Origin of the sequence: Synechococcus sp. BSA11S (genome assembly GCF_014224355.1) — a bacterium.
Taxonomy (GTDB): domain Bacteria; phylum Cyanobacteriota; class Cyanobacteriia; order PCC-6307; family Cyanobiaceae; genus Regnicoccus_A.
On record NZ_VNWP01000007.1, the window covers coordinates 70,317 to 86,850 of the forward strand.

Below are 16,534 nucleotides of genomic sequence, written 5' to 3' on the forward strand. Positions count from 1 at the left end.
GGCGAGGGTGGAAGTGAGTGAAGGCCCTGCTGGCGGGCTCTCGGTAAGGTGAGCGCGAGTTCGGCCTGAGAAGGCAGAACCCAACCGCCGAGGTGCCGAGAGCTCCCCGGCTACCAGGATGTTGGTGGAGGACGGGCATGGGGCTGCGCAGCACCCTGCGGTACGCGGTCCTGGCTCTGCTGCTGGTTGGGTTGATCGCCGGCGGGGCGCTGTGGGCGCAACGGCGGCAGCCCGTGATCGTCACCGCGTTGATGCCGGCGCCGTTCGCTCAGGCCACCGAGCCGATCGTGGCCACGTTCAACCGGACCCACCCGGACATCGAACTGAGGGTGAACAGGGGCCCCTTCGAGACCGAATCCATCTCCGATCTGGCGATCAGCAGTCTGCTGCTGGGGGACAGCCCCTACGACCTGCTGCTGATGGATGTCACCTGGACGCCGAAGTACGCCGCCGCCGGCTGGCTGGCGCCCCTGGAGCCCCTGCTGGGGGAGGACGCCCTCGCAGGGGTGGTGCCGGGCGCCCAGGAGGGCAACCGCTTCGACGGTCACCTCTGGCGCATCCCCCTGGTGGCCGACATGGGGCTGCTCTACTGGCGCACCGATCTGATGGCGGCGCCACCGCGCACTCCCGATGAGCTGATGGCCACGGCCAGCCGGTTGCAGCGCTCAGGGCGCGTGCGCTGGGGCTACGTGTGGCAGGGCCGTCAGTATGAGGGACTGAGCTGTGTGTTTCTCGAGGTGCTGCGGGCCTTCGGCGGGCAGTGGCTCACGGACTCAGGCGATCGGGTGGAGCTGGGAAACCCGGGTGGGGTGGCCGCGGCCTCCTGGCTGCGCCAGCTGATCGATCGGGGCATCACGCCCCGGGCGGTGGCGAATTTCGCCGAACCGGAGGCGCTGCAGAGCTTCGAGGCCGGGGATGTCGCCCTGATGCGCAACTGGCCCTATGCCTGGGCCGAGCTGCAGAAACCCGGCAGCAAGGTCAGAGGAAAGGTGGGCGTCACCACCATGGTGGCCACGTCCGAGGGCGCCACAGCCGCCACCCAGGGCAGCTGGGGATTCTCCCTGGTGAGCCAGAGCCCTCATCCCCGCGAGGCCGCGCTGGTGATTGCGGCTCTCACGTCGCCGGAGGTTCAGAAGGACCTGGCCAGGCGTCTGGGCTACACCCCCACCCTCTCGGCCCTGTTCGAGGATCCGGAGCTGGTGGCGGCGAACCCGGTGCTGCCGGAGTTGCGCCGGGCCCTTGATCACACCGTGCTGCGTCCGCTCAGCCCGCTCTACGCCCAGCTCAGCGACATCCTGCAGCGGCAGCTCAGCGAGGTGATCACCGGCGAGCGTCAGGCCCCCGCGGCCATGGAGCGGGCCCAGAGGCTCAGCAACCAGGTGTTGCGGGCCAGCGGTGTGGGAACCAGCGCCGTGGAGGCGACGCCATGAACCTCCTGCTCACGCTGCCCGCCCTGCTGCTGCTGGCGCTGGTCTTCGCTGTGCCGCTGCTGCGTTACGGCTGGCTCAGCTTCCACGCCGACTCGGTGATCACCGGCCTGCAGCCGGTGCCCAACGGCGGCGCCAACTGGTTGCGTCTGATCGAGGACGAGCGCTTCTGGCAGAACACCGTTCAGACCCTGCGCTTCGCAGGGCTGTCGGTGGCGCTGGAGCTGCTGCTGGGGCTGGCCCTGGCCCTGCTGCTGCATCAGCGCTGGCGCGGCCGCACGGCCGTACGCACCATCACTCTGCTGCCCTGGGCCCTGCCCACCGCCGTGATGGCCCTGGGCTGGCGCTGGATCTTCAACGATCCCTACGGTCCGATCAATGCCCTGGTGCAGGCGCTGGGCCAGCCGGCTCTGCCTTTTCTGAGCAGCCCTGCCAGCACCTGGTTCGTGGTGGTGCTGGCGGATGTCTGGAAGACCACGCCCTTTGTGGCCCTGCTGCTGCTGGCAGGGTTGCAGACCATCCCCTCGGATCTCTATGAGGCGTTTGCCCTCGACGGCGGCAGCCCCTGGCAGGCCCTGCGGCGGATCACCCTGCCCCTGCTGCTGCCCTATGCCTTTCTGGCTGTGTTGTTCCGCCTGGCCCAGGCCCTGGGGGTCTTCGATCTGGTCCAGATTCTCACCGGTGGTGGCCCGGCCGGCAGCACCGAGACCCTGGCGCTTTACTCCTATCTCACGGCGATGCGTTTCCTTGATTTCGGCTACAGCGCCACCGTGATGCTGGGCATGTTCCTGCTGCTGCTGGGCCTCACCACCGCCCTGCTGCTGGGCCGGCGCTGGCTGGCGGGGGGGAGAGCCTGATGCGCTTCCGACGGCTGGCCGTGCTGCTCGTGCTCCTCTGGAGCCTGTTGCCGTTGGTCTGGCAGCTGTACACCTCCCTGCGCACGGGGGCTGCCCTGGTGACCCCCCAGCCTGGCCTGGCGGGCTGGACCCTGGAGAACTACCGCCAGATCCTCACCGGTGACCCCCCCTTCTGGCGCTTTCTGCTCAACAGCACGGTGGTGGGCCTGGCCAGCACGGCTCTGACCCTATCGCTGGCCATCCCCTGTGCCTACGGACTCCAGCGCCAGCCGGCCGGGACCAGGGCGGTGATCAGCGGTGTGCTGCTCGCCGCCGCCGTGTTCCCCTACGTGCTGCTGTTCCTGGCCCTGCTGGAGGTGGCCCGGCGCTTCGGACTGGCCAACCATCTGCTGGCTCTGAGCCTGCCCTATGCCGGTCTCTCGCTGCCCCTGGCGGTGCTGCTGCTGGGGGCGGCCTTCCGGGATCTGCCTCCTGAACTGGAGGAGTCGGCCCGGCTGGAGGGCCTCAACACCTGGCAGCGACTGCGCTGGGTGCTGCTGCCCCTGATCGCCCCCGCCAGCGCCAGCACAGGGTTGCTGGTGTTCCTGTTCAGCTGGAACGAGTACCCGATCGCCCTCACCTGGATCAGCCGCCAGGAGCTGCTCACCCTGCCCATCGCCATTGCCCGTATCGCCGGATCCTCCGTGTACACCGTTCCCTATGGCGCCTTCGCGGCGGCCACCGTGCTCGGCAGCCTGCCGCTGCTCGCCCTGGTGGTGATCTTCCAGAAGCCGATCGTGGCGGGTCTCACCCAGGGGGCCGTCAAATGAGCGGCGACCAGCGGCCCCAGGGCCTCGTGCTCGAGGGTCTCGAGCGAAGGGTCGGCAACAACCTTGTGCTCGACAACCTCAACCTCGGCGTCGCGCCGGGGGAATGCCTGGCCCTGCTGGGCCCCAGCGGCTGCGGCAAGACCACCATCCTGCGCCTGATCGCCGGGTTGGATCGTCCCAGTGCCGGCAGCATCCACCTCGATGGTGTCGACATCACGGAGCAGCCACCCAGCCGCAGGGAGGTGGGGATGGTGTTCCAGAGCTATGCCCTCTATCCACACCTCAGCGTCGAGCGAAACCTCTCGCTGGGGATGGAGCTGCGCGGTCTGCCCCGCGACCGGGTCCAGCAGCAGATCAGCTCGGTGCTGGAGCTGCTTCAGCTCACGGCCCAGCGCCGGCGCCGTCCTGCGGAGCTCTCCGGAGGCCAGCGGCAGCGGGTGGCCCTGGCCCGCGCCCTGGTGCGCCAACCGCGGATCTACCTGCTGGATGAGCCGATGAGCAACCTCGATGCCCAGTTGCGGGAGGATCTGCGCGCAGAGCTGCGCCTGCTGCTCTGCGGCGGCCCCCAGCCGGTGGTCTACGTGACCCACGATCAGCAGGAGGCCATGGGGCTGGCCGACCGCATCGCCGTGCTGCACGAGGGACGTCTGCAGCAGATCGGCACCCCTCGCCAGCTTTACCAGGAGCCAGCCAACCTGTTCGTGGCGGGCTTCATCGGTCGCCCCCGCATCAACGTGCTGCCTGCTGAGGCCGGACGCATCAGGGCGATTCGCCCGGAGCACCTGGAGCTGGTGGAGGAGGGGGGCCTGGAGGCCAGGGTGCTGGTGCGCGAATGGCAGGGTGCCAGCCAGCTGTTGCAGCTGGACACGCCCCACGGCCGCTGGCGGATGGTCTGCCCCGCCCGGCTGGAGGTGGCCGAGAGTGCTCGCGTGGGCTGGCTGCCGAAGCGGGAACTGTGCTTCGAGGCCGGCAGCGGCCGCCGGCTGGCCTGGCGTAACACGGCTTAGCGCAGCGCGGCCTAGCGCAACACCGACTCCAGTTCGTCCAGCCAGAGGTCCGGCAGGTTCCAGTGGCGAGCTCCGCGCAGGATGGTCCGGGCGTAGTCGCCCCCGGCCCTCAGCCCCGTGGCGCTCCAGGCGGGTGTGGGCACGTAGGTGAGGGCCTCGAGGTGCTCGCCTGCGCTGGTGGTGACCAGGACCCGCTGGTGCTGGTAATGACCGATCGCCACGCCTTCGCAGCGATCAAGCGTGGCCCGATCTCCCGGGCTGTGGTGCTGCACCACCCCCCAGCAGTGGGCGCCGGGTTCAGGCTCGAGGCCTGCGGCCCCCTCCCCCGGGGGGCGGCCCAGCCGCCGCTTGTTGATCCGCCAGCGCCACCCCTCCAGCCGCGCCACCAGTCCGCTGCCGTCCCAGCCGGGACAGCGGCGCCCCAGCTGGGTCGGGCAGAGGTTGGAGCCGTAGCTGAACACCGGCGTGCTGCCCCAGTCTCCGAAGGGCACCAGCGGCAGGCCGAGCACCTGCTCCCGGCGGCCCAGGTACACCCAGGCCCGGCTCCCGTCGCTCAGGCGCCAGCGCTGGCGGAGGTACTCGCGGGGGACGTCTTCGAGCTGATCGAGCCGAGCCAGGCCGCTGGCCTCCAGCGCGAACAGCTCCCCATGGATCAGGGCCGCCGCTTCCGGTTTCGGCTCAGCGGGGGCGGCCACCGCCATCGGGTACGGGCCCAGGTCGTGCAGCCGGGCACCGTGCAGACGCCGTCGCCCGAGGAAGCGCCCCCCCCTCAACCAGTGGTGGTTGGGTCCCCCCCGCTTCAGGCTCCCGTAAACGAAGACGAGCTCGGGCATCGGGCGCTGACCTGAAGCCTCCGCTCAGCCCGGGAGGGGATCGGCCGGCTCGATGCCCCACTCCAGGCGGATGGCCGGGTTGCTCAGTTCCCAGGCGTGCTCCTGCGCGGCCACCGGTGCCGTGCGGGTGCCGGGCTCGAGGTCCCGTCGGTCGAGTTCCTGGCGCAGCTCAGCCTGGAAGGAGCGGGTTTCCCCCAGCAGATCGGCCACCCGTTGCGGCCCCCCCAGCACCTTCTGCATCGCCCCCTGGCCGCTCGAGAGCTGGAGGGTGGCGAGATGGTCAGCGAGCCAGGCCCACTCGTAGCGGAGCATGGCGTCGCTGCAGGCCCGCAGGTGCTCCCGGTAGCTCTGGAGGTGCCCCTCGAGCACCCGCTCGCTCAGGGGGGCGTAGGGAACGGTGGGCGGCGTGTGGCCGGATTCGCCGCCTCCGGAGCGCTCCCGCAGCCGGACCATGATCTCGCGCAGATAGCTCATGGCGCCGCGATCGCTGGCCTCAGAGGCTACGCCCGGCAGCGCCATCGGGATCGAGGGGCAGGCCCCGCAGCGCCAGGGCGCCGCGGCGGGCGGCCAGCAGCAGGGGGTAGAGCCTGCGGCTGCGGCGCTCCTCGCCGAACACGGCCTTGAGCAGCCCCAGCAAGGCGGAGCTGGGCTTCAACAGAGAGCAGAGTCGCTGCACCGCCTGAGCCCCGTGCCAGCAGTGGTCCCCCTCGATCAGCACCGCCCCCGTGGCCAGATCGAAACCCTGGCGCTTCAGTTGCCGCCGGAGACCATGGTCGGCGCGGCCATCGATGATGCGCAGCTGGGGCAGGCCGCCGCGCAGTTCTCCCATGGCGGCAAAGCTGCTGCAGAAAGGACAGCCGCCGTCGTAGATCAGTTGAATGACCCCCGGCTCAGCGTTGGCGGGTGTCGTTGAAGTGGCTGAAATCAAGACAGCGGAACTCGCTGCGATCATCTCTGACGATATCCACGAACGTTTCGTCGAAGCGGATCTGGCTGGTGCCGTAGGTGGTCCGTTTGTACACCGGGCTGCGGACCGTCTCGTCAATGCCCTCGAAGGCCACCAGCACCTCCCCGTGGGCCTCCCGCAACTGGGCCTGCCCCAGCCCATGCAGTGGACTCTCCGGCCCGATCGGGTGCATCACGGTCCACATCAGCTGGAACAGGAAAGCCTGGCCGCGCACCAGCTCCAGCCGATGCAGGCGGCGCATCGTCTCGCCCTCGGTGCTGCGTTCATCGATGGCCAGGTAGGCCTGCACCTTGGCGCTCACCAGGTTGTTGTGATGCACGTTGGCGATGCGGAACGTGAGGCAGGGCATCCCATCCCAGGGCTGCACCGTGGCCACCTGGCTGAAGCGGATCTCGGCCCTGCTGCGGGAGAAGCGGGCGAACACCAGGCCGGTGGTCACGGCGGTGAACACCAGGCTCAGGAAGGCCTGGAGGGTGACCAGTCCGTTCACCACCGGCGAAACAGGATGGAGCACGCCGTAGCCGATCGAGCCCAGGGTCTGGACGCTGAAGAAAAAGGCGTCGCTGAAGCCCGCCACCTGCCCTTCGGGCAGACCACCGATGCCGCGGGGATCGAGCAGGTAGAGCAGGGCGAAGAGCACGTTCGTGCCCAGGTAGGCCATGGCGATCAGCAGCAGGAAGGCCGGCCATGGCACCGAGAGCATCAGCCTGTACGGCTCCCTCCAGCGGCTGATCAGGCTGTCGATGTTGTCGGCGCGGTAAACGCCGTCGAGCTTGAGCAGGCGCACGGGGCGTAGTCGGCTCGATCGGGCGCGCCGGGGGCGAAAGGCGCTCATGGCGTGGGGGATGGCGCTGGGCTGGAGCGTTCTTCCGGAGTGGGAACCCCCAGCAGGTGATTGGCCCGTTCGGCCAGGGTCCTGATCTCCTTGAGGGTGCCGAGCACTTCAGGCTGGGTGTCACGGATCAGGCGGATGGCGGCCTCGGTGGCCTCCTGGGCTTCGGCGCTGGTGCTCTCCAGGCGCTCGCCCGTGCGCTCGAACACCTGCAGGGTCTTGCGGGCGGTGGCGGCGGTCGTGCCGGATTCCTGCTCCACCCGCTGGCTGAGCCGGCTCACATCCCCAAGGGTGCCTTTGAAGCCGGCGATCGCTCCAGGAAGATCCCGCTCCGCGATCTCGACGGTGCCCTGCAGGGCACGGTTCAGCACCAGGCGGGTCTCCCCCAGTTGCACCAGCAGCTTGGCCAGATCCGGTGACTCGTCGAAGGGGATCAGGCGATCGGTTCTCGGCCGGGATTGACCGTTTCCGGAGGGATCGGCGCTCAGGGCGATCAGGCTGCTGCCGATCAAGCCTTCCTGATAGATCGAAGCCCTGCTGTTGGGGCCGACCAGCGAGCGGTAGCGCTCGGCGATGCGCATGTCGACCGACACGTTGCCATCCGATCCCAGCCGCACCTTTTCAACCTCGCCGATCCGGTAGCCGGAGATGGTCACATGAATCCCCGGCCAGATGCCCGTGGCGTTCCCGGTGCGGAAGCGCAGCGCAAAGCTGGAGCTCAGCCAGGCCTGCTGCCGCAGGGCCCCCGCCACGATCCAGGTGCCGAGGACCAGGGCGCCGAGCAGCACCGCCCAGCTGAGCCCTTCGCTGAGACCCAGTTGCATCCGACGGCCGGTCTGCATGGATGGTTGATCCGGTGGGCGTTCGTTCATCCGATCGGAGGGATGTTGGGTGGCACGAGGATGGCGACCAACGCCTCCAGGCTGAGGATCACAAGGACGGCCTCCACCGTGGCGGAGGCGATGCAGCGGGGCAGGTCATCCGAGCGATGGCGGCAACGTCGACCCTGACGGAAGCAGATCAAGGCGCTTGCGGCCGCAAGCACGGCCCCATGCAGGGTCACCCTGGCCATGGCTGGCGGAGTGAGCAACCCCAGCAGGGGGACCAGCTGTCGCAGAGGATCCGGCACCGAGGTGGCCAGGGCTCCAGCCAGCATCGCTGCCCCGATGAAGTAGGGGAGCAGCAGGGTGGCGCAGGCTGCTGCGGTCGCCATCGCCGCGACCATCTCCCCGCGGGATCCGCCCTGCGGATGACGCGCCGCCTGCCCAACCCGCTGGGGGGCGCAACAGCTGATCCAGATCAGGCTGACCGCCAGGGGAGCCACGACGTTGAGCAGGGCCACCATCAAGGCCTCAAGACTCAGGGCGGCGCGCTGGTTCAGCAGGTCCACCAGCAGGTGAATCAGACCCATCCCCATCGCCGCGGCAATCACCACGGCCAGGGGCATCGAGGCGAGCAGTTCGCGTCGGATCCACTCCACCATCGCAAGCGTCGCTGGCCAAGGGTACCCAGGGGTCTCGTCAGCCCAGCTCCAGGCAGGCCAGTCCGTAGATGTCCTGCTGCGGCAGGGCAGGAGGTCTGCCCCGGTACATGCGCACGGTGCGCCCGACGATCTGGAAGCCCCGCTCCTGAAGCAGTCGATGGGCTCTGGGATTCGCTTCGGGAGCATCGATCATCAGGGGGCCCGTCCGCTCGGAGCAGAGGCGATCGAGCAGGGCGCCAGCCAGGACCGGGGCATCGGCCAGCAACGGGCCCAGCCGCCAGCCCAGGGCGCCCGCACCATCGCTCAGCAGGCAGGGACGGATCCGCCCGAAGCCACGGCAACAGCCCAGGTCATCGCGCACGAGCTCCACGGTGCCGTTGCTCTGCCCCAGCCATTCCCCCAGGAAATGGGGGCGCGGTGTGGCCTCGTGGCGGGCGTCGTAGGCGAGCACCAGGTCGTGGGCCCCCGCGTCTGCGGCCAGTTCTGCTCTGCCCACCACGGCGTAGCCCCTCGGCAGGACAGCCCCGCTGCAGCGGCTGCGGCTGGCGGCTGGCAATCGCCAGCGCAGGGTGTCGTAGGCCGCCACGAATCCCCAGCGGCTGTAGTCGATCAGCCTCTCAGGGGCCGCTTCCAGGCCGATGCAGGCCACCCCTTCAAGGTGCGCGAGGGCGTGGCGCCAGAGCGCCACGCCATAACCCCGTCCACGGAAGGCCGGCCGCACAAGGAACAGGCCGATGAATCCATAGCGCTGGTCGTAACGAATGCCGGCGACACATCCCACCGGCTCCTCGCCAAGGCATCCCAGCCAGAGGCCGCCGGCATCGGTGTGGCGATACACCCCGGCATCCCCAACACCTGGGCAGAACCCTTCCTGCCGGGCCCATTCCGTCACCAGCGGCAGATGCGCCTCGCTCATCGGCTGGATCGTGAAAGCAGGCATGGCGACCACCGTCCGAGCTCTGGGATGCGCTGTCACTGACATCCTGGCTGATTCGTTGTGCTCAGATCAGGGGCTGGTGATGCCGTTCCAGACGATGCCGCGCTGGTGGTAGAGACGGCATGGCCTGAAGTTCTGTTGGGGTGGTGAGGCGGCTCCAGGCCAACACCATCCCGATCATGTGGCTTTACGTCAAGCGCCTTCTGGCTTGCATTCGGTCATCACTTGGTCTGGGTTGTTGGGTGGAACTGAGGGCTGTTTTCTGGTCAAAGCATCTGTTTGATTGCTATGATTGGAGCGTTCCAAGACACGAACGCCATGCTCACCGGACCAGACCTTCTCGCCAAGGTGAAGGAGATGGGTGATGCCTCCAAATCCGACCTGGTGCGCAGCTGCGGCTATGTGAGTTCCAAGAAAGACGGCAGCGAGCGGCTCAATTTCACGGCCTTCTACGAAGCGCTGCTGGAGGCCAAGGGCGTCAGCCTCGGCGTCGGCGGTGGCTCCGGTGCCGGCAAGAGTGGCCGCAAGCTCAGCTACGTCACCAAGGTTCAGTTCAACGGCAACCTGCTGATCGGCAAGGCCTACACCGCCCTGATCGACCTCAAGCCCGGTGACGAGTTCCAGATCAAGCTCGGCCGCAAGCAGATCCGTCTCGTTCCTGTCGGGGGTGACGACGAAGAGGAGTGATGGTCGGGGTCCTGAAGCAGGCCTTGCCTTGCCGCAGCAGGATTCTCCCAGCACCCATGACTTCTCTGGGAGCTGACGCCTTCAATCGAGGGCGTCAGCTCCTTCGCCTCCGGCCTCAGCTCTTCCGGCGCCAGAGTCCCAGCCATTCGTTATCGCGGCTGGGCAGCCCGTGATGGGCGGGGCCCCACACCTCGGCCTCGAACCCGGCACCCTGGAGCCAGCGGGCCACCTGTTCAGGCTGGCATCCGAACGGTGGGCCACCGCTGCGCGAGTGGCACCAGAACAGGCCCAGCAACCATCCACCTGGCGCCACCATCCGGCCCATGCTCTGGGCATAGGCAGTCCGCAGGGCCGGGTCGATGGCGCAGAAGCAGGTGTGTTCCACCGCGCCGATCACGCTGTCCTGGCCCAATCCGGCCTCTTCCAGTGCCGGCGGGTCGAGCAGATCAACCTGCAACCACTGGCACGAGGCGTCGGGCTGATCCAGCCGTCTGGCTTCCCGCAGGGCCTCGGCGCTGATGTCGATCCCGATCACCGTGAAGCCAAGGGAATTCAGCAATCGTGCTTCATGGCCGCGGCCACAGCCCGGCACCAGCACCCGGCCCGGCGGCTGGGGGGCCAAAGGATGGTCGTGAAGAAAGTGCGCAAGCGGAGGAGCGGCCTTGCCGAGTTCCCAGCCATCACGACCCTGCAGGTAACGCTGATCCCAGGCCTTCGGGGTCAGGTCAGATTCGTGCATCGTCATGGCCTAGATCCGAGCAAAAAATTCTTCGATGGCATGGGCGGTCATCCGGCCTTGGGTCGGCCTCCGATCCAGCCGCTCCAGGCAAGATTCAGCCTTAGGGTCAATCGATGATCCCACCAGAGCTCACTCTTCTCTACGACGGGGCCTGCCCACTCTGCAGGCGTGAAGTGGCGCTCCTCAGCCGTCGTGACGACGGCCACGGAGCGATTCGCTTCGTCGACATCGATGCTCCGGGCTATGACCCTTCGGCCTTCCAGGGGATCAGCTACCGCCAGGCGATGGGCCGTGTGCACGGGATCACGGCCGATGGCCGTGTGCTGCGCGATCTGGCGGTGTTCCAGGAGGCCTACCGCCAGGTGGGGCTGGGATGGATCTACGCCCCCATCGACTGGCCCTTGCTCGGCCCCCTGGCCCGGGTGATCTACGGGATCTGGTCCCGCCTGCGGCTGCGGATCACCGGTCGCCCCGATCTCGACACCCTCTGCGCCGGACGTGAGGGTCCCTCCTGCCGGGTGGGCGAGCGGAAGGCACCGATCCATGGCGAGCTCAGCGACCAGACGGGAGGATGAGCTCCAGACCCTTCTGCGCGGGGTGATGTAGCTCTGTCCATCTCCTTCACAGCACTGGCCAGTCTGATCACCACCATCACGCTGCCTGTGCTGCTGGGGATCGGGACAGCCGTGGCCCAGATCCTTCGCCTTCCGGCCAGCCTGGTGAGCTCCGTTGCGATCGAAAGCGGCTTCCAGAACGGCACGGTGGGCATCGCGGTGGGAGCCCTGTTGATGATGGTCACCAGCCTTCCCGATCTGGCCTGGCGCTGTGCGATCCAGGCCATGGCTGATCCGTCTGTGATCGAGCTGTGACGGGCTACTCCCGCGCCGGCACGCCCGACCATGGTTGAACGTTCCTGGGGAGACAGTCCATAGCCGCTGCTTCTCCCGATTTGTCTCAACCCACCCATCGCGCTGACCCTCATCCCCTGTCACTGGCGGGCAATCGAGGAACCGCTGTTCTCTTGCTGCATGGCTTCACGGGCTCGGCCGCGGAGATGAGGCCTCTGGCCACCTGGTTGCATCGCCAGGGGTACAGCGTGGAAGTACCGCTGCTGGCGGGCCATGGCACCTGCCTGAAGGATCTCCAGCCTGTGCAGGCGAGCGACTGGAGTGAACAGGTGGTGCATGCAATCGCCCGACTCCGTCAGCGTGGTGAGCGGGTGGTCGTGGGAGGCCTCTCACTCGGTTCAATCCTGGCCTTGCAGGCGGGGATGCAGGATCCAGATCTGGTGGGACTGTTGCTTTACTCCCCACCGATCGCCATCCGGGATCGGCGCCGATGGCTGGCTCCGTTGCTGCGTCTGCTTGTGCGCGAGTTGCCCAAGGATCCGGATGATTTTGTGGACCCCTCAGCAGTCGAGGAGTTCTGGGGGTATGAGCGCTACCCGGTAGCCACCAGCCTGCAGGTGCTGCACCTGATCTCGCAGGTCCGAAGCCAACTCAGGCGGAAAGGCCTGCAGCTGCCGGCGCTGGTCCTGATGAGCCATCAGGATCGTGTGGTGCAACCGGCCAAGTCCGTGGCGATGCTGCAGCGCTGCCTGAATCCTGAGCGCTGCCGTTTCTGCTGGCTTGAAGGAAGCGGGCATGTGCTGACGATCGATGGCGCCTGGCAGCAGCTGGCGCAGCTGAGTGTGGAGGCTCTGCGTGACTGGGAGTTGGAGCAAGGATGAGCTCATCGCCGGCCTGAGGGTTGCCTGCATCGTCGGCTCGAATCGTCAGCCCGTCAGGCAGGCCAGCGCCAGGTGAGTGATGGCCATCGCCCGTGGGCGCCCATTCAGTGAAGAGGGAGCAGTTGCGGAGGCCGCACTTCGGCCCGATGGCTACGGTTCTGGTAGGCCACCTCGGAGGATAATTCCATGATCGAATGCATGAGCGGGCTGCCGGACGGAACCCTCGGTTTTTCCTTCCAGGGCCAGATCACCGCCAACGATTATGACCACGTGCTCACACCGGCTTTGGATCGTGCCCTTGAACAGCACGATCGCCTCAAGCTGCTCGCGCATCTGGGGCCCGCCTTCGGGGGCTATGACCTGGGCGCCGCCTGGGCTGACGGCCGAGAGGCTTTGCGGCACTGGGATGGTTTCGAGCGACTGGCGCTGGTGTCGGATGTGGCCTGGGTGCGCACGGCCGTGGCGGCCTTCAGCCTGGTGATGCCCTGCCCGGTGCGGGTGTTCGCCGATGCGGAACTGGAGGATGCCCGCCGCTGGTTGGCGGAGTCGCTGGGCACGATGCATCTGGAGCGGCAGGGCGATGTGATCCGGGTCCAGCTCATCGGCACGATCGAGGCCAGTGTTTATGAACGGATCGAAGCCGACATCGATGCTGAGATTCAGGGGATCGATGGTGTCAGGCTGCTGCTGGATCTGCGCCAGTTCGATGGCTGGGCTGGCCTCGGTGCCCTGGGGCGCCACCTGGCACTCGTGCGCGACCATCGTCGGGCGATCCGGCGGGTGGCGGTGGTGGGAAATAAAGCCTGGCAGGCCCTGGCGGAAAAGCTGGTCTCCAGATTCGTCGATGCCGAAACCCGTTTCTTCGAGGGCGCTGATCTCGCCCTGGCGGACACCTGGATTCGGCAATGAACCTGATCGTTCATTGACAACTGTGCGCCTCAAAGGGAGGGGTGATCAGGCCGATGGATCAGCCCACGAAACGCTTGTACAGCCAGCGCACGAAGCCTCCCACGACAGGAACCGGGGAAAAAGTCGGTCCCACGAAATCGAAGTAGTCACGATGGTCGACGATCTTGCCCGCGTCGTTGATCAGCAATCGGGTCGTGCCGGGGTAGATGAACTCGATGCCCTTGATCTTCAGCCCCATCTCCCACTCAATGAAGGCGGTCCTGCCCTCGATCGCAATCGCCCCCGGCATCAGGTACACATCATCGCAGCGTTTCACCAGGTCCTCCTGGGCCTGGATGTAGGCCGCAAGCCCATGGCGCTCCTGGGTGGGGTCCTGAAAATGAACGTCTTCGGCATAGAGGGCGCGCCACTGCTCCTCCCCCGGGGCAGGGGTGCCGTACGGCTTGGTGAACAGGGCCCGCAGGCTGGCGTCATCCATGGCGATGGTGGTGAAAGCCTCCATTCCACTGCCTACGCCCCGCCGCGGTGGCCTGCCCCCTGTGTTCGGATGCGCGATGCCGGGTTCGAACCAGCGACATCCTGCTTGTAAGGCAGGCGCTCTACCGCTGAGCTAATCGCGCGTGGAGGCATTCTGCCTCCACATCAGCAGCCCGCTCCAGCCATGGCCAGTGGCCGCAGCCATGACCGTGCCACCTGGCTGTTGAGCCTGCCCTTCGGGTTGCTGTGGTGGCCGTGGCTGGGGCTGGCGGGGGTGGCCAGCGCAGCCGCTGGCTTCCTGGCCGGTGGCCTCTGGCTCTCCCCCGACCTCGACACCCGCTCCAACCCCAGTCGGCGCTGGGGCCCGCTCGCCCTGCTCTGGTGGCCTTACCGCCGCGGGCTGCGCCATCGCTCCCTGCTCTCCCACAGCCCCCTGCTCGGCTCGGCGCTGCGCCTGACTTACCTGGCAGCGCTGGTGCTGGCGCTGAGTGCACTGCTGTCGCCCCTGGGAGCGCCGGGCCCAGGGCGGCTGCTGGAGGCGGGGCGGGGGCTCTGGGGTCAGCAGCGGCCCCTGCTGCTGGCGGCGCTGGTGGGGGTCGAGGCCAGCAGCTGGCTGCATCTGCTCCAGGACGGCGACCCCCTGCCGCGCATGCCCCGGTTGCTGCGTCGGAAGCGGAAGCGGCGTTAGGACGGTGGACCTGTGGCTCATCGGCCCGTGACCGGCCCCGATTCCCGCCTCGATCCCGCCGCCCTGGGTCCCGCCCTGGAGGCCCTCGCCGGGCTGATCGCCGTGGTGGCGCAGCTGCGTGATCCGGAAGCCGGTTGTCCCTGGGACCTCGAGCAGACCCATGCCTCCCTGGTGCCCTTCGTGCTGGAGGAGGCCCATGAGGTGGCCGACGCCATTCGCCATGGCGACGACCGGCATCTGGCGGAGGAACTGGGTGATCTGCTGTTGCAGGTGCTGTTGCACGCCCAGATCGCCAGCGAGGCGGGCCGCTTCGATCTCACCGCGATCAGCCGTGGCCTTCACGACAAGCTGGTGCGGCGCCATCCGCATGTGTTTGCGGCGCCCGACACCGCCGCCAACCGGGGGCTGGCCGGTGACAGCGCCGCGGTGAAGGTCAGCTGGGAGGCCATCAAGGCCGGCGAAGCCAGCGCCGGCGGTCAGCGCGATTCGTCCAGCAGCCCCCTCAGTGATCGCCTGGCCGGCAAGGTGCGGGGGCAGCCCGCCCTGGCCGGAGCCATGACCATCTCCCGCAAGGCCGCCGCCGCCGGCTTCGAGTGGGACACGATCGAAGGGGTCTGGGAGAAGGTGCACGAGGAGCTCGATGAGCTCAAGCAGGCCGTGGCCAGCGGCGACAAGGCCCACGCCCAGGAGGAGCTGGGGGATGTGCTCTTCACCCTGGTGAACGTGGCCCGCTGGTGCGGCCTCGATCCGGAGGCCGGCCTGGCGGGCACCAACCGGCGCTTCCTCGATCGCTTCTCCCGCGTCGAAGCGGCCCTGGGGGGGAACCTCCAGGGACAGAGCATTCGCGAGCTGGAGGGGCTCTGGCAGCAGGCCAAGGCCCAGATCCGTGCGGAGGCCCGAAGCCAGGACGACTCGGCCTGAACGGTCTGTTTCTGTGGCTCAGTCGTCGGGGTGGGGTGGCCGCGAGCGGCGCTGGCCCTTGATGGCGCCGCGTTGCTTCTTGGCGCTCAGCCTCCGCTCCACCGACCCCCGCGTGGGCTTGGTGCGCCGGCGGGGCGGTGGTGGTGGTTCGATGGCGGAGCGCAGCAGCTCCGCCAGCCGCCGCAGGGCCGCCTGGCGGTTCTGCCACTGGGAGCGGTGCTCCGACGCGGTGATCACCACGGCGCCCTCCAGCAGGCGTCCCTCGAGCCGCCGCAGGGCCCGGGCCTTGAGCAGGGGCGGCAGCGCCGTGGTGGCCGCCAGGTCGAACACCAGCTCCGCGCGTGAATCGGTGGTGTTCACCCCCTGGCCCCCTGGCCCGGAGGAGCGGGAGAAGCGCCAGCCCAGCTCGGCCGCCGGGATCACCAGCCGCTCGCCCAGGGGCAGGTCAGGCATTGATCGCCCCTGGGTGGGTCACAGCAGCGTCACCGCGCCGCTGGCGATGTCGAAGCAGGCGGGCTGGATGCGCAGCCGACCCGCGCCCACCGCTTCCCGCAGCAGGGGGCTGCGCCGGCTCAGCTCCTGGGCGGAATGCGACGCGTTGTGGCTGATCGCCAGGCTGAGGTCGTCGCCCGGTTGCAGCGCCGCCCGGATCGGCGTCACCAGGTGCTCCAGCAATGGAGTGAGCGGTGCCTCGGCGAGGGCGGCGGTCACAGCGCCACAACCGCTGTGGCCCATCACCAGGATCAGCGGCACCTCCAGCTCCGCCACCGCGTACTCCAGCGAGGCCACGCCGTCGTCGAACGCGGTGTTGCCGGCGCAGCGCACATCGAACAGCTCACCGGCGCCCGACACGAAGATCCACTCCGGCGACACGCGGGAATCGGCACAGCTGAGCAGGGCCGCCCACGGCCTCTGACCACTGGCCATGGCGCTGGGGTCCAGCTGACAGCTGCGCTGCCAGATGGCGTTCATCAGCGTGGTGCGCTCCTGGGCGCTGCCGGCAGTGGCGGCGGCCTGCCAGGCGCGGCTGAACCGGGCATTGCGCCGCAGCAGGCTGCCGAGGGGATCGTCATGGGGGGAGCAGGCCGTGAGGCTGCGTTCCAGTTCAGGCGAGAGGCCTGTGGCCTCCGCCCGGGCCGGACCCAGGGCCGGCAGGGCCAGGGCCCCGGCCGCCAGGCCCGCCCGTTGCAACCACTCCCGGCGGCTCAGGCTCATCGACTCGCGCTCATGGG

22 protein-coding genes and 1 tRNA gene are annotated in these 16,534 nt (G+C 68.4%); 11 read left to right on the forward strand and 12 right to left on the reverse strand.

Going from position 1 to position 16,534, the window contains the following annotated elements:
* Positions 1–137: 137 nt before the first annotated feature.
* From FPZ61_RS08205 to FPZ61_RS08220, 4 genes are read left to right on the forward strand one after another with little or no spacing between them, the layout of a single operon-like run.
* Positions 138–1,430, forward strand: coding sequence for an ABC transporter substrate-binding protein (locus FPZ61_RS08205; RefSeq protein WP_185465682.1), 1,293 nt, complete (start codon positions 138–140; stop codon positions 1,428–1,430).
* Complete coding sequence (locus FPZ61_RS08210; protein ID WP_185465684.1) at positions 1,427–2,284, forward strand: carbohydrate ABC transporter permease; 858 nt, start codon at positions 1,427–1,429, stop codon at positions 2,282–2,284. The genes FPZ61_RS08205 and FPZ61_RS08210 overlap by 4 nt, the downstream gene beginning before the upstream one ends.
* Entirely contained in the window at positions 2,284–3,093 is an 810-nt protein-coding gene (locus tag FPZ61_RS08215; RefSeq protein WP_185465686.1) for a carbohydrate ABC transporter permease, read from the forward strand. Before FPZ61_RS08210 ends, FPZ61_RS08215 begins: the two co-directional genes overlap by 1 nt.
* Positions 3,090–4,100, forward strand: coding sequence for an ABC transporter ATP-binding protein (locus FPZ61_RS08220; RefSeq protein WP_185465688.1), 1,011 nt, complete (start codon positions 3,090–3,092; stop codon positions 4,098–4,100). The genes FPZ61_RS08215 and FPZ61_RS08220 overlap by 4 nt, the downstream gene beginning before the upstream one ends.
* 11 nt (positions 4,101–4,111) lie before the next feature.
* Here FPZ61_RS08220 and FPZ61_RS08225 read toward each other — a convergent pair whose 3' ends face one another.
* From FPZ61_RS08225 to FPZ61_RS08255, 7 genes are read right to left on the reverse strand one after another with little or no spacing between them, the layout of a single operon-like run.
* Positions 4,112–4,933 (reverse strand): gamma-glutamylcyclotransferase, encoded by an 822-nt coding sequence (locus FPZ61_RS08225; protein ID WP_185465690.1) that lies wholly within the window; start codon positions 4,931–4,933, stop codon positions 4,112–4,114.
* 24 nt (positions 4,934–4,957) lie between these two features.
* Complete coding sequence (locus FPZ61_RS08230) at positions 4,958–5,452, reverse strand: hypothetical protein (protein WP_185465692.1); 495 nt, start codon at positions 5,450–5,452, stop codon at positions 4,958–4,960.
* Positions 5,427–5,861 (reverse strand): DCC1-like thiol-disulfide oxidoreductase family protein, encoded by a 435-nt coding sequence (locus FPZ61_RS08235; protein WP_255441475.1) that lies wholly within the window; start codon positions 5,859–5,861, stop codon positions 5,427–5,429. The genes FPZ61_RS08230 and FPZ61_RS08235 overlap by 26 nt, the downstream gene beginning before the upstream one ends.
* The gene (locus FPZ61_RS08240; protein ID WP_185465696.1) at positions 5,824–6,735 is read right to left on the reverse strand and encodes an ion channel; all 912 of its coding nucleotides are present in this window, start codon (positions 6,733–6,735) and stop codon (positions 5,824–5,826) included. The genes FPZ61_RS08235 and FPZ61_RS08240 overlap by 38 nt, the downstream gene beginning before the upstream one ends.
* A complete protein-coding gene (locus FPZ61_RS08245; RefSeq protein ID WP_185474795.1) occupies positions 6,732–7,556 on the reverse strand; it encodes an MlaD family protein in 825 nt (274 codons plus the stop codon). The genes FPZ61_RS08240 and FPZ61_RS08245 overlap by 4 nt, the downstream gene beginning before the upstream one ends.
* Positions 7,557–7,600: 44 nt before the next feature.
* A complete protein-coding gene (locus tag FPZ61_RS08250; RefSeq protein WP_185474796.1) occupies positions 7,601–8,212 on the reverse strand; it encodes a hypothetical protein in 612 nt (203 codons plus the stop codon).
* Positions 8,213–8,252: 40 nt separating this feature from the next.
* Positions 8,253–9,155 (reverse strand): GNAT family N-acetyltransferase, encoded by a 903-nt coding sequence (locus FPZ61_RS08255; protein ID WP_255441476.1) that lies wholly within the window; start codon positions 9,153–9,155, stop codon positions 8,253–8,255.
* Positions 9,156–9,470: 315 nt separating this feature from the next.
* Between FPZ61_RS08255 and FPZ61_RS08260 the strand changes: the two genes are divergently transcribed.
* The gene (locus tag FPZ61_RS08260; RefSeq protein ID WP_185465704.1) at positions 9,471–9,839 is read left to right on the forward strand and encodes an AbrB family transcriptional regulator; all 369 of its coding nucleotides are present in this window, start codon (positions 9,471–9,473) and stop codon (positions 9,837–9,839) included.
* Between the two features lie 115 nt (positions 9,840–9,954).
* Here the strand turns inward: FPZ61_RS08260 and FPZ61_RS08265 are convergent, their stop codons facing one another.
* A complete protein-coding gene (locus tag FPZ61_RS08265; RefSeq protein ID WP_255441477.1) occupies positions 9,955–10,578 on the reverse strand; it encodes a methyltransferase domain-containing protein in 624 nt (207 codons plus the stop codon).
* 113 nt (positions 10,579–10,691) lie between these two features.
* Here FPZ61_RS08265 and FPZ61_RS08270 point away from each other — a divergent pair, with 113 nt between their 5' ends.
* The 4 genes from FPZ61_RS08270 to FPZ61_RS08285 all read left to right on the forward strand — a co-directional run bounded on the left by FPZ61_RS08270 (position 10,692) and on the right by FPZ61_RS08285 (position 13,216).
* Positions 10,692–11,153, forward strand: coding sequence for a thiol-disulfide oxidoreductase DCC family protein (locus FPZ61_RS08270; RefSeq protein WP_185465708.1), 462 nt, complete (start codon positions 10,692–10,694; stop codon positions 11,151–11,153).
* Positions 11,154–11,264: 111 nt separating this feature from the next.
* Entirely contained in the window at positions 11,265–11,447 is a 183-nt protein-coding gene (locus tag FPZ61_RS08275; protein WP_185465710.1) for a hypothetical protein, read from the forward strand.
* A gap of 152 nt (positions 11,448–11,599) precedes the next feature.
* A complete protein-coding gene (locus FPZ61_RS08280) occupies positions 11,600–12,307 on the forward strand; it encodes a carboxylesterase (protein WP_255441488.1) in 708 nt (235 codons plus the stop codon).
* 198 nt (positions 12,308–12,505) lie between these two features.
* Complete coding sequence (locus tag FPZ61_RS08285) at positions 12,506–13,216, forward strand: STAS/SEC14 domain-containing protein (RefSeq protein WP_185465714.1); 711 nt, start codon at positions 12,506–12,508, stop codon at positions 13,214–13,216.
* Between the two features lie 58 nt (positions 13,217–13,274).
* On the opposite strand, the gene FPZ61_RS08290 is transcribed toward FPZ61_RS08285, so the two are convergent.
* Entirely contained in the window at positions 13,275–13,694 is a 420-nt protein-coding gene (locus FPZ61_RS08290; protein ID WP_185465716.1) for a nuclear transport factor 2 family protein, read from the reverse strand.
* Between the two features lie 70 nt (positions 13,695–13,764).
* A tRNA-Val gene (locus tag FPZ61_RS08295) sits at positions 13,765–13,836 on the reverse strand.
* A gap of 41 nt (positions 13,837–13,877) precedes the next feature.
* Between FPZ61_RS08295 and FPZ61_RS08300 the strand changes: the two genes are divergently transcribed.
* Both FPZ61_RS08300 and mazG read left to right on the forward strand, forming a co-directional pair.
* Positions 13,878–14,381 (forward strand): metal-binding protein, encoded by a 504-nt coding sequence (locus FPZ61_RS08300; protein ID WP_185465718.1) that lies wholly within the window; start codon positions 13,878–13,880, stop codon positions 14,379–14,381.
* Positions 14,382–14,444: 63 nt separating this feature from the next.
* A complete protein-coding gene (gene mazG, locus FPZ61_RS08305; RefSeq protein WP_185465839.1) occupies positions 14,445–15,302 on the forward strand; it encodes a nucleoside triphosphate pyrophosphohydrolase in 858 nt (285 codons plus the stop codon).
* A gap of 18 nt (positions 15,303–15,320) precedes the next feature.
* On the opposite strand, the gene arfB is transcribed toward mazG, so the two are convergent.
* Both arfB and FPZ61_RS08315 read right to left on the reverse strand, forming a co-directional pair.
* Positions 15,321–15,755 carry an alternative ribosome rescue aminoacyl-tRNA hydrolase ArfB gene (arfB, locus tag FPZ61_RS08310; protein WP_185465720.1) on the reverse strand — a complete coding sequence of 145 codons (435 nt, stop codon included), beginning with the start codon at positions 15,753–15,755 and terminating at the stop codon, positions 15,321–15,323.
* 18 nt (positions 15,756–15,773) lie between these two features.
* Entirely contained in the window at positions 15,774–16,517 is a 744-nt protein-coding gene (locus FPZ61_RS08315; protein WP_185465722.1) for a carbonic anhydrase, read from the reverse strand.
* Positions 16,518–16,534 lie beyond the last annotated feature (17 nt).

Bases quoted from the DNA above. Each gene is read 5' to 3' on its own strand.
- FPZ61_RS08205 (WP_185465682.1), top strand. From the start codon at position 138: ATGGGGCTGCGCAGCACCCTGCGGTACGCGGTCCTGGCTCTGCTGCTG.
- FPZ61_RS08210 (WP_185465684.1), top strand. From the start codon at position 1,427: ATGAACCTCCTGCTCACGCTGCCCGCCCTGCTGCTGCTGGCGCTGGTC.
- FPZ61_RS08215 (WP_185465686.1), top strand. From the start codon at position 2,284: ATGCGCTTCCGACGGCTGGCCGTGCTGCTCGTGCTCCTCTGGAGCCTG.
- FPZ61_RS08220 (WP_185465688.1), top strand. From the start codon at position 3,090: ATGAGCGGCGACCAGCGGCCCCAGGGCCTCGTGCTCGAGGGTCTCGAG.
- FPZ61_RS08225 (WP_185465690.1), bottom strand. From the start codon at position 4,933: ATGCCCGAGCTCGTCTTCGTTTACGGGAGCCTGAAGCGGGGGGGACCC.
- FPZ61_RS08230 (WP_185465692.1), bottom strand. From the start codon at position 5,452: ATGGCGCTGCCGGGCGTAGCCTCTGAGGCCAGCGATCGCGGCGCCATG.
- FPZ61_RS08240 (WP_185465696.1), bottom strand. From the start codon at position 6,735: ATGAGCGCCTTTCGCCCCCGGCGCGCCCGATCGAGCCGACTACGCCCC.
- FPZ61_RS08245 (WP_185474795.1), bottom strand. From the start codon at position 7,556: ATGCAACTGGGTCTCAGCGAAGGGCTCAGCTGGGCGGTGCTGCTCGGC.
- FPZ61_RS08255 (WP_255441476.1), bottom strand. From the start codon at position 9,155: ATGCCTGCTTTCACGATCCAGCCGATGAGCGAGGCGCATCTGCCGCTG.
- FPZ61_RS08260 (WP_185465704.1), top strand. From the start codon at position 9,471: ATGCTCACCGGACCAGACCTTCTCGCCAAGGTGAAGGAGATGGGTGAT.
- FPZ61_RS08265 (WP_255441477.1), bottom strand. From the start codon at position 10,578: ATGCACGAATCTGACCTGACCCCGAAGGCCTGGGATCAGCGTTACCTG.
- FPZ61_RS08270 (WP_185465708.1), top strand. From the start codon at position 10,692: ATGATCCCACCAGAGCTCACTCTTCTCTACGACGGGGCCTGCCCACTC.
- FPZ61_RS08285 (WP_185465714.1), top strand. From the start codon at position 12,506: ATGAGCGGGCTGCCGGACGGAACCCTCGGTTTTTCCTTCCAGGGCCAG.
- FPZ61_RS08290 (WP_185465716.1), bottom strand. From the start codon at position 13,694: ATGGATGACGCCAGCCTGCGGGCCCTGTTCACCAAGCCGTACGGCACC.
- FPZ61_RS08300 (WP_185465718.1), top strand. From the start codon at position 13,878: ATGGCCAGTGGCCGCAGCCATGACCGTGCCACCTGGCTGTTGAGCCTG.
- arfB (WP_185465720.1), bottom strand. From the start codon at position 15,755: ATGCCTGACCTGCCCCTGGGCGAGCGGCTGGTGATCCCGGCGGCCGAG.
- FPZ61_RS08315 (WP_185465722.1), bottom strand. From the start codon at position 16,517: ATGAGCCTGAGCCGCCGGGAGTGGTTGCAACGGGCGGGCCTGGCGGCC.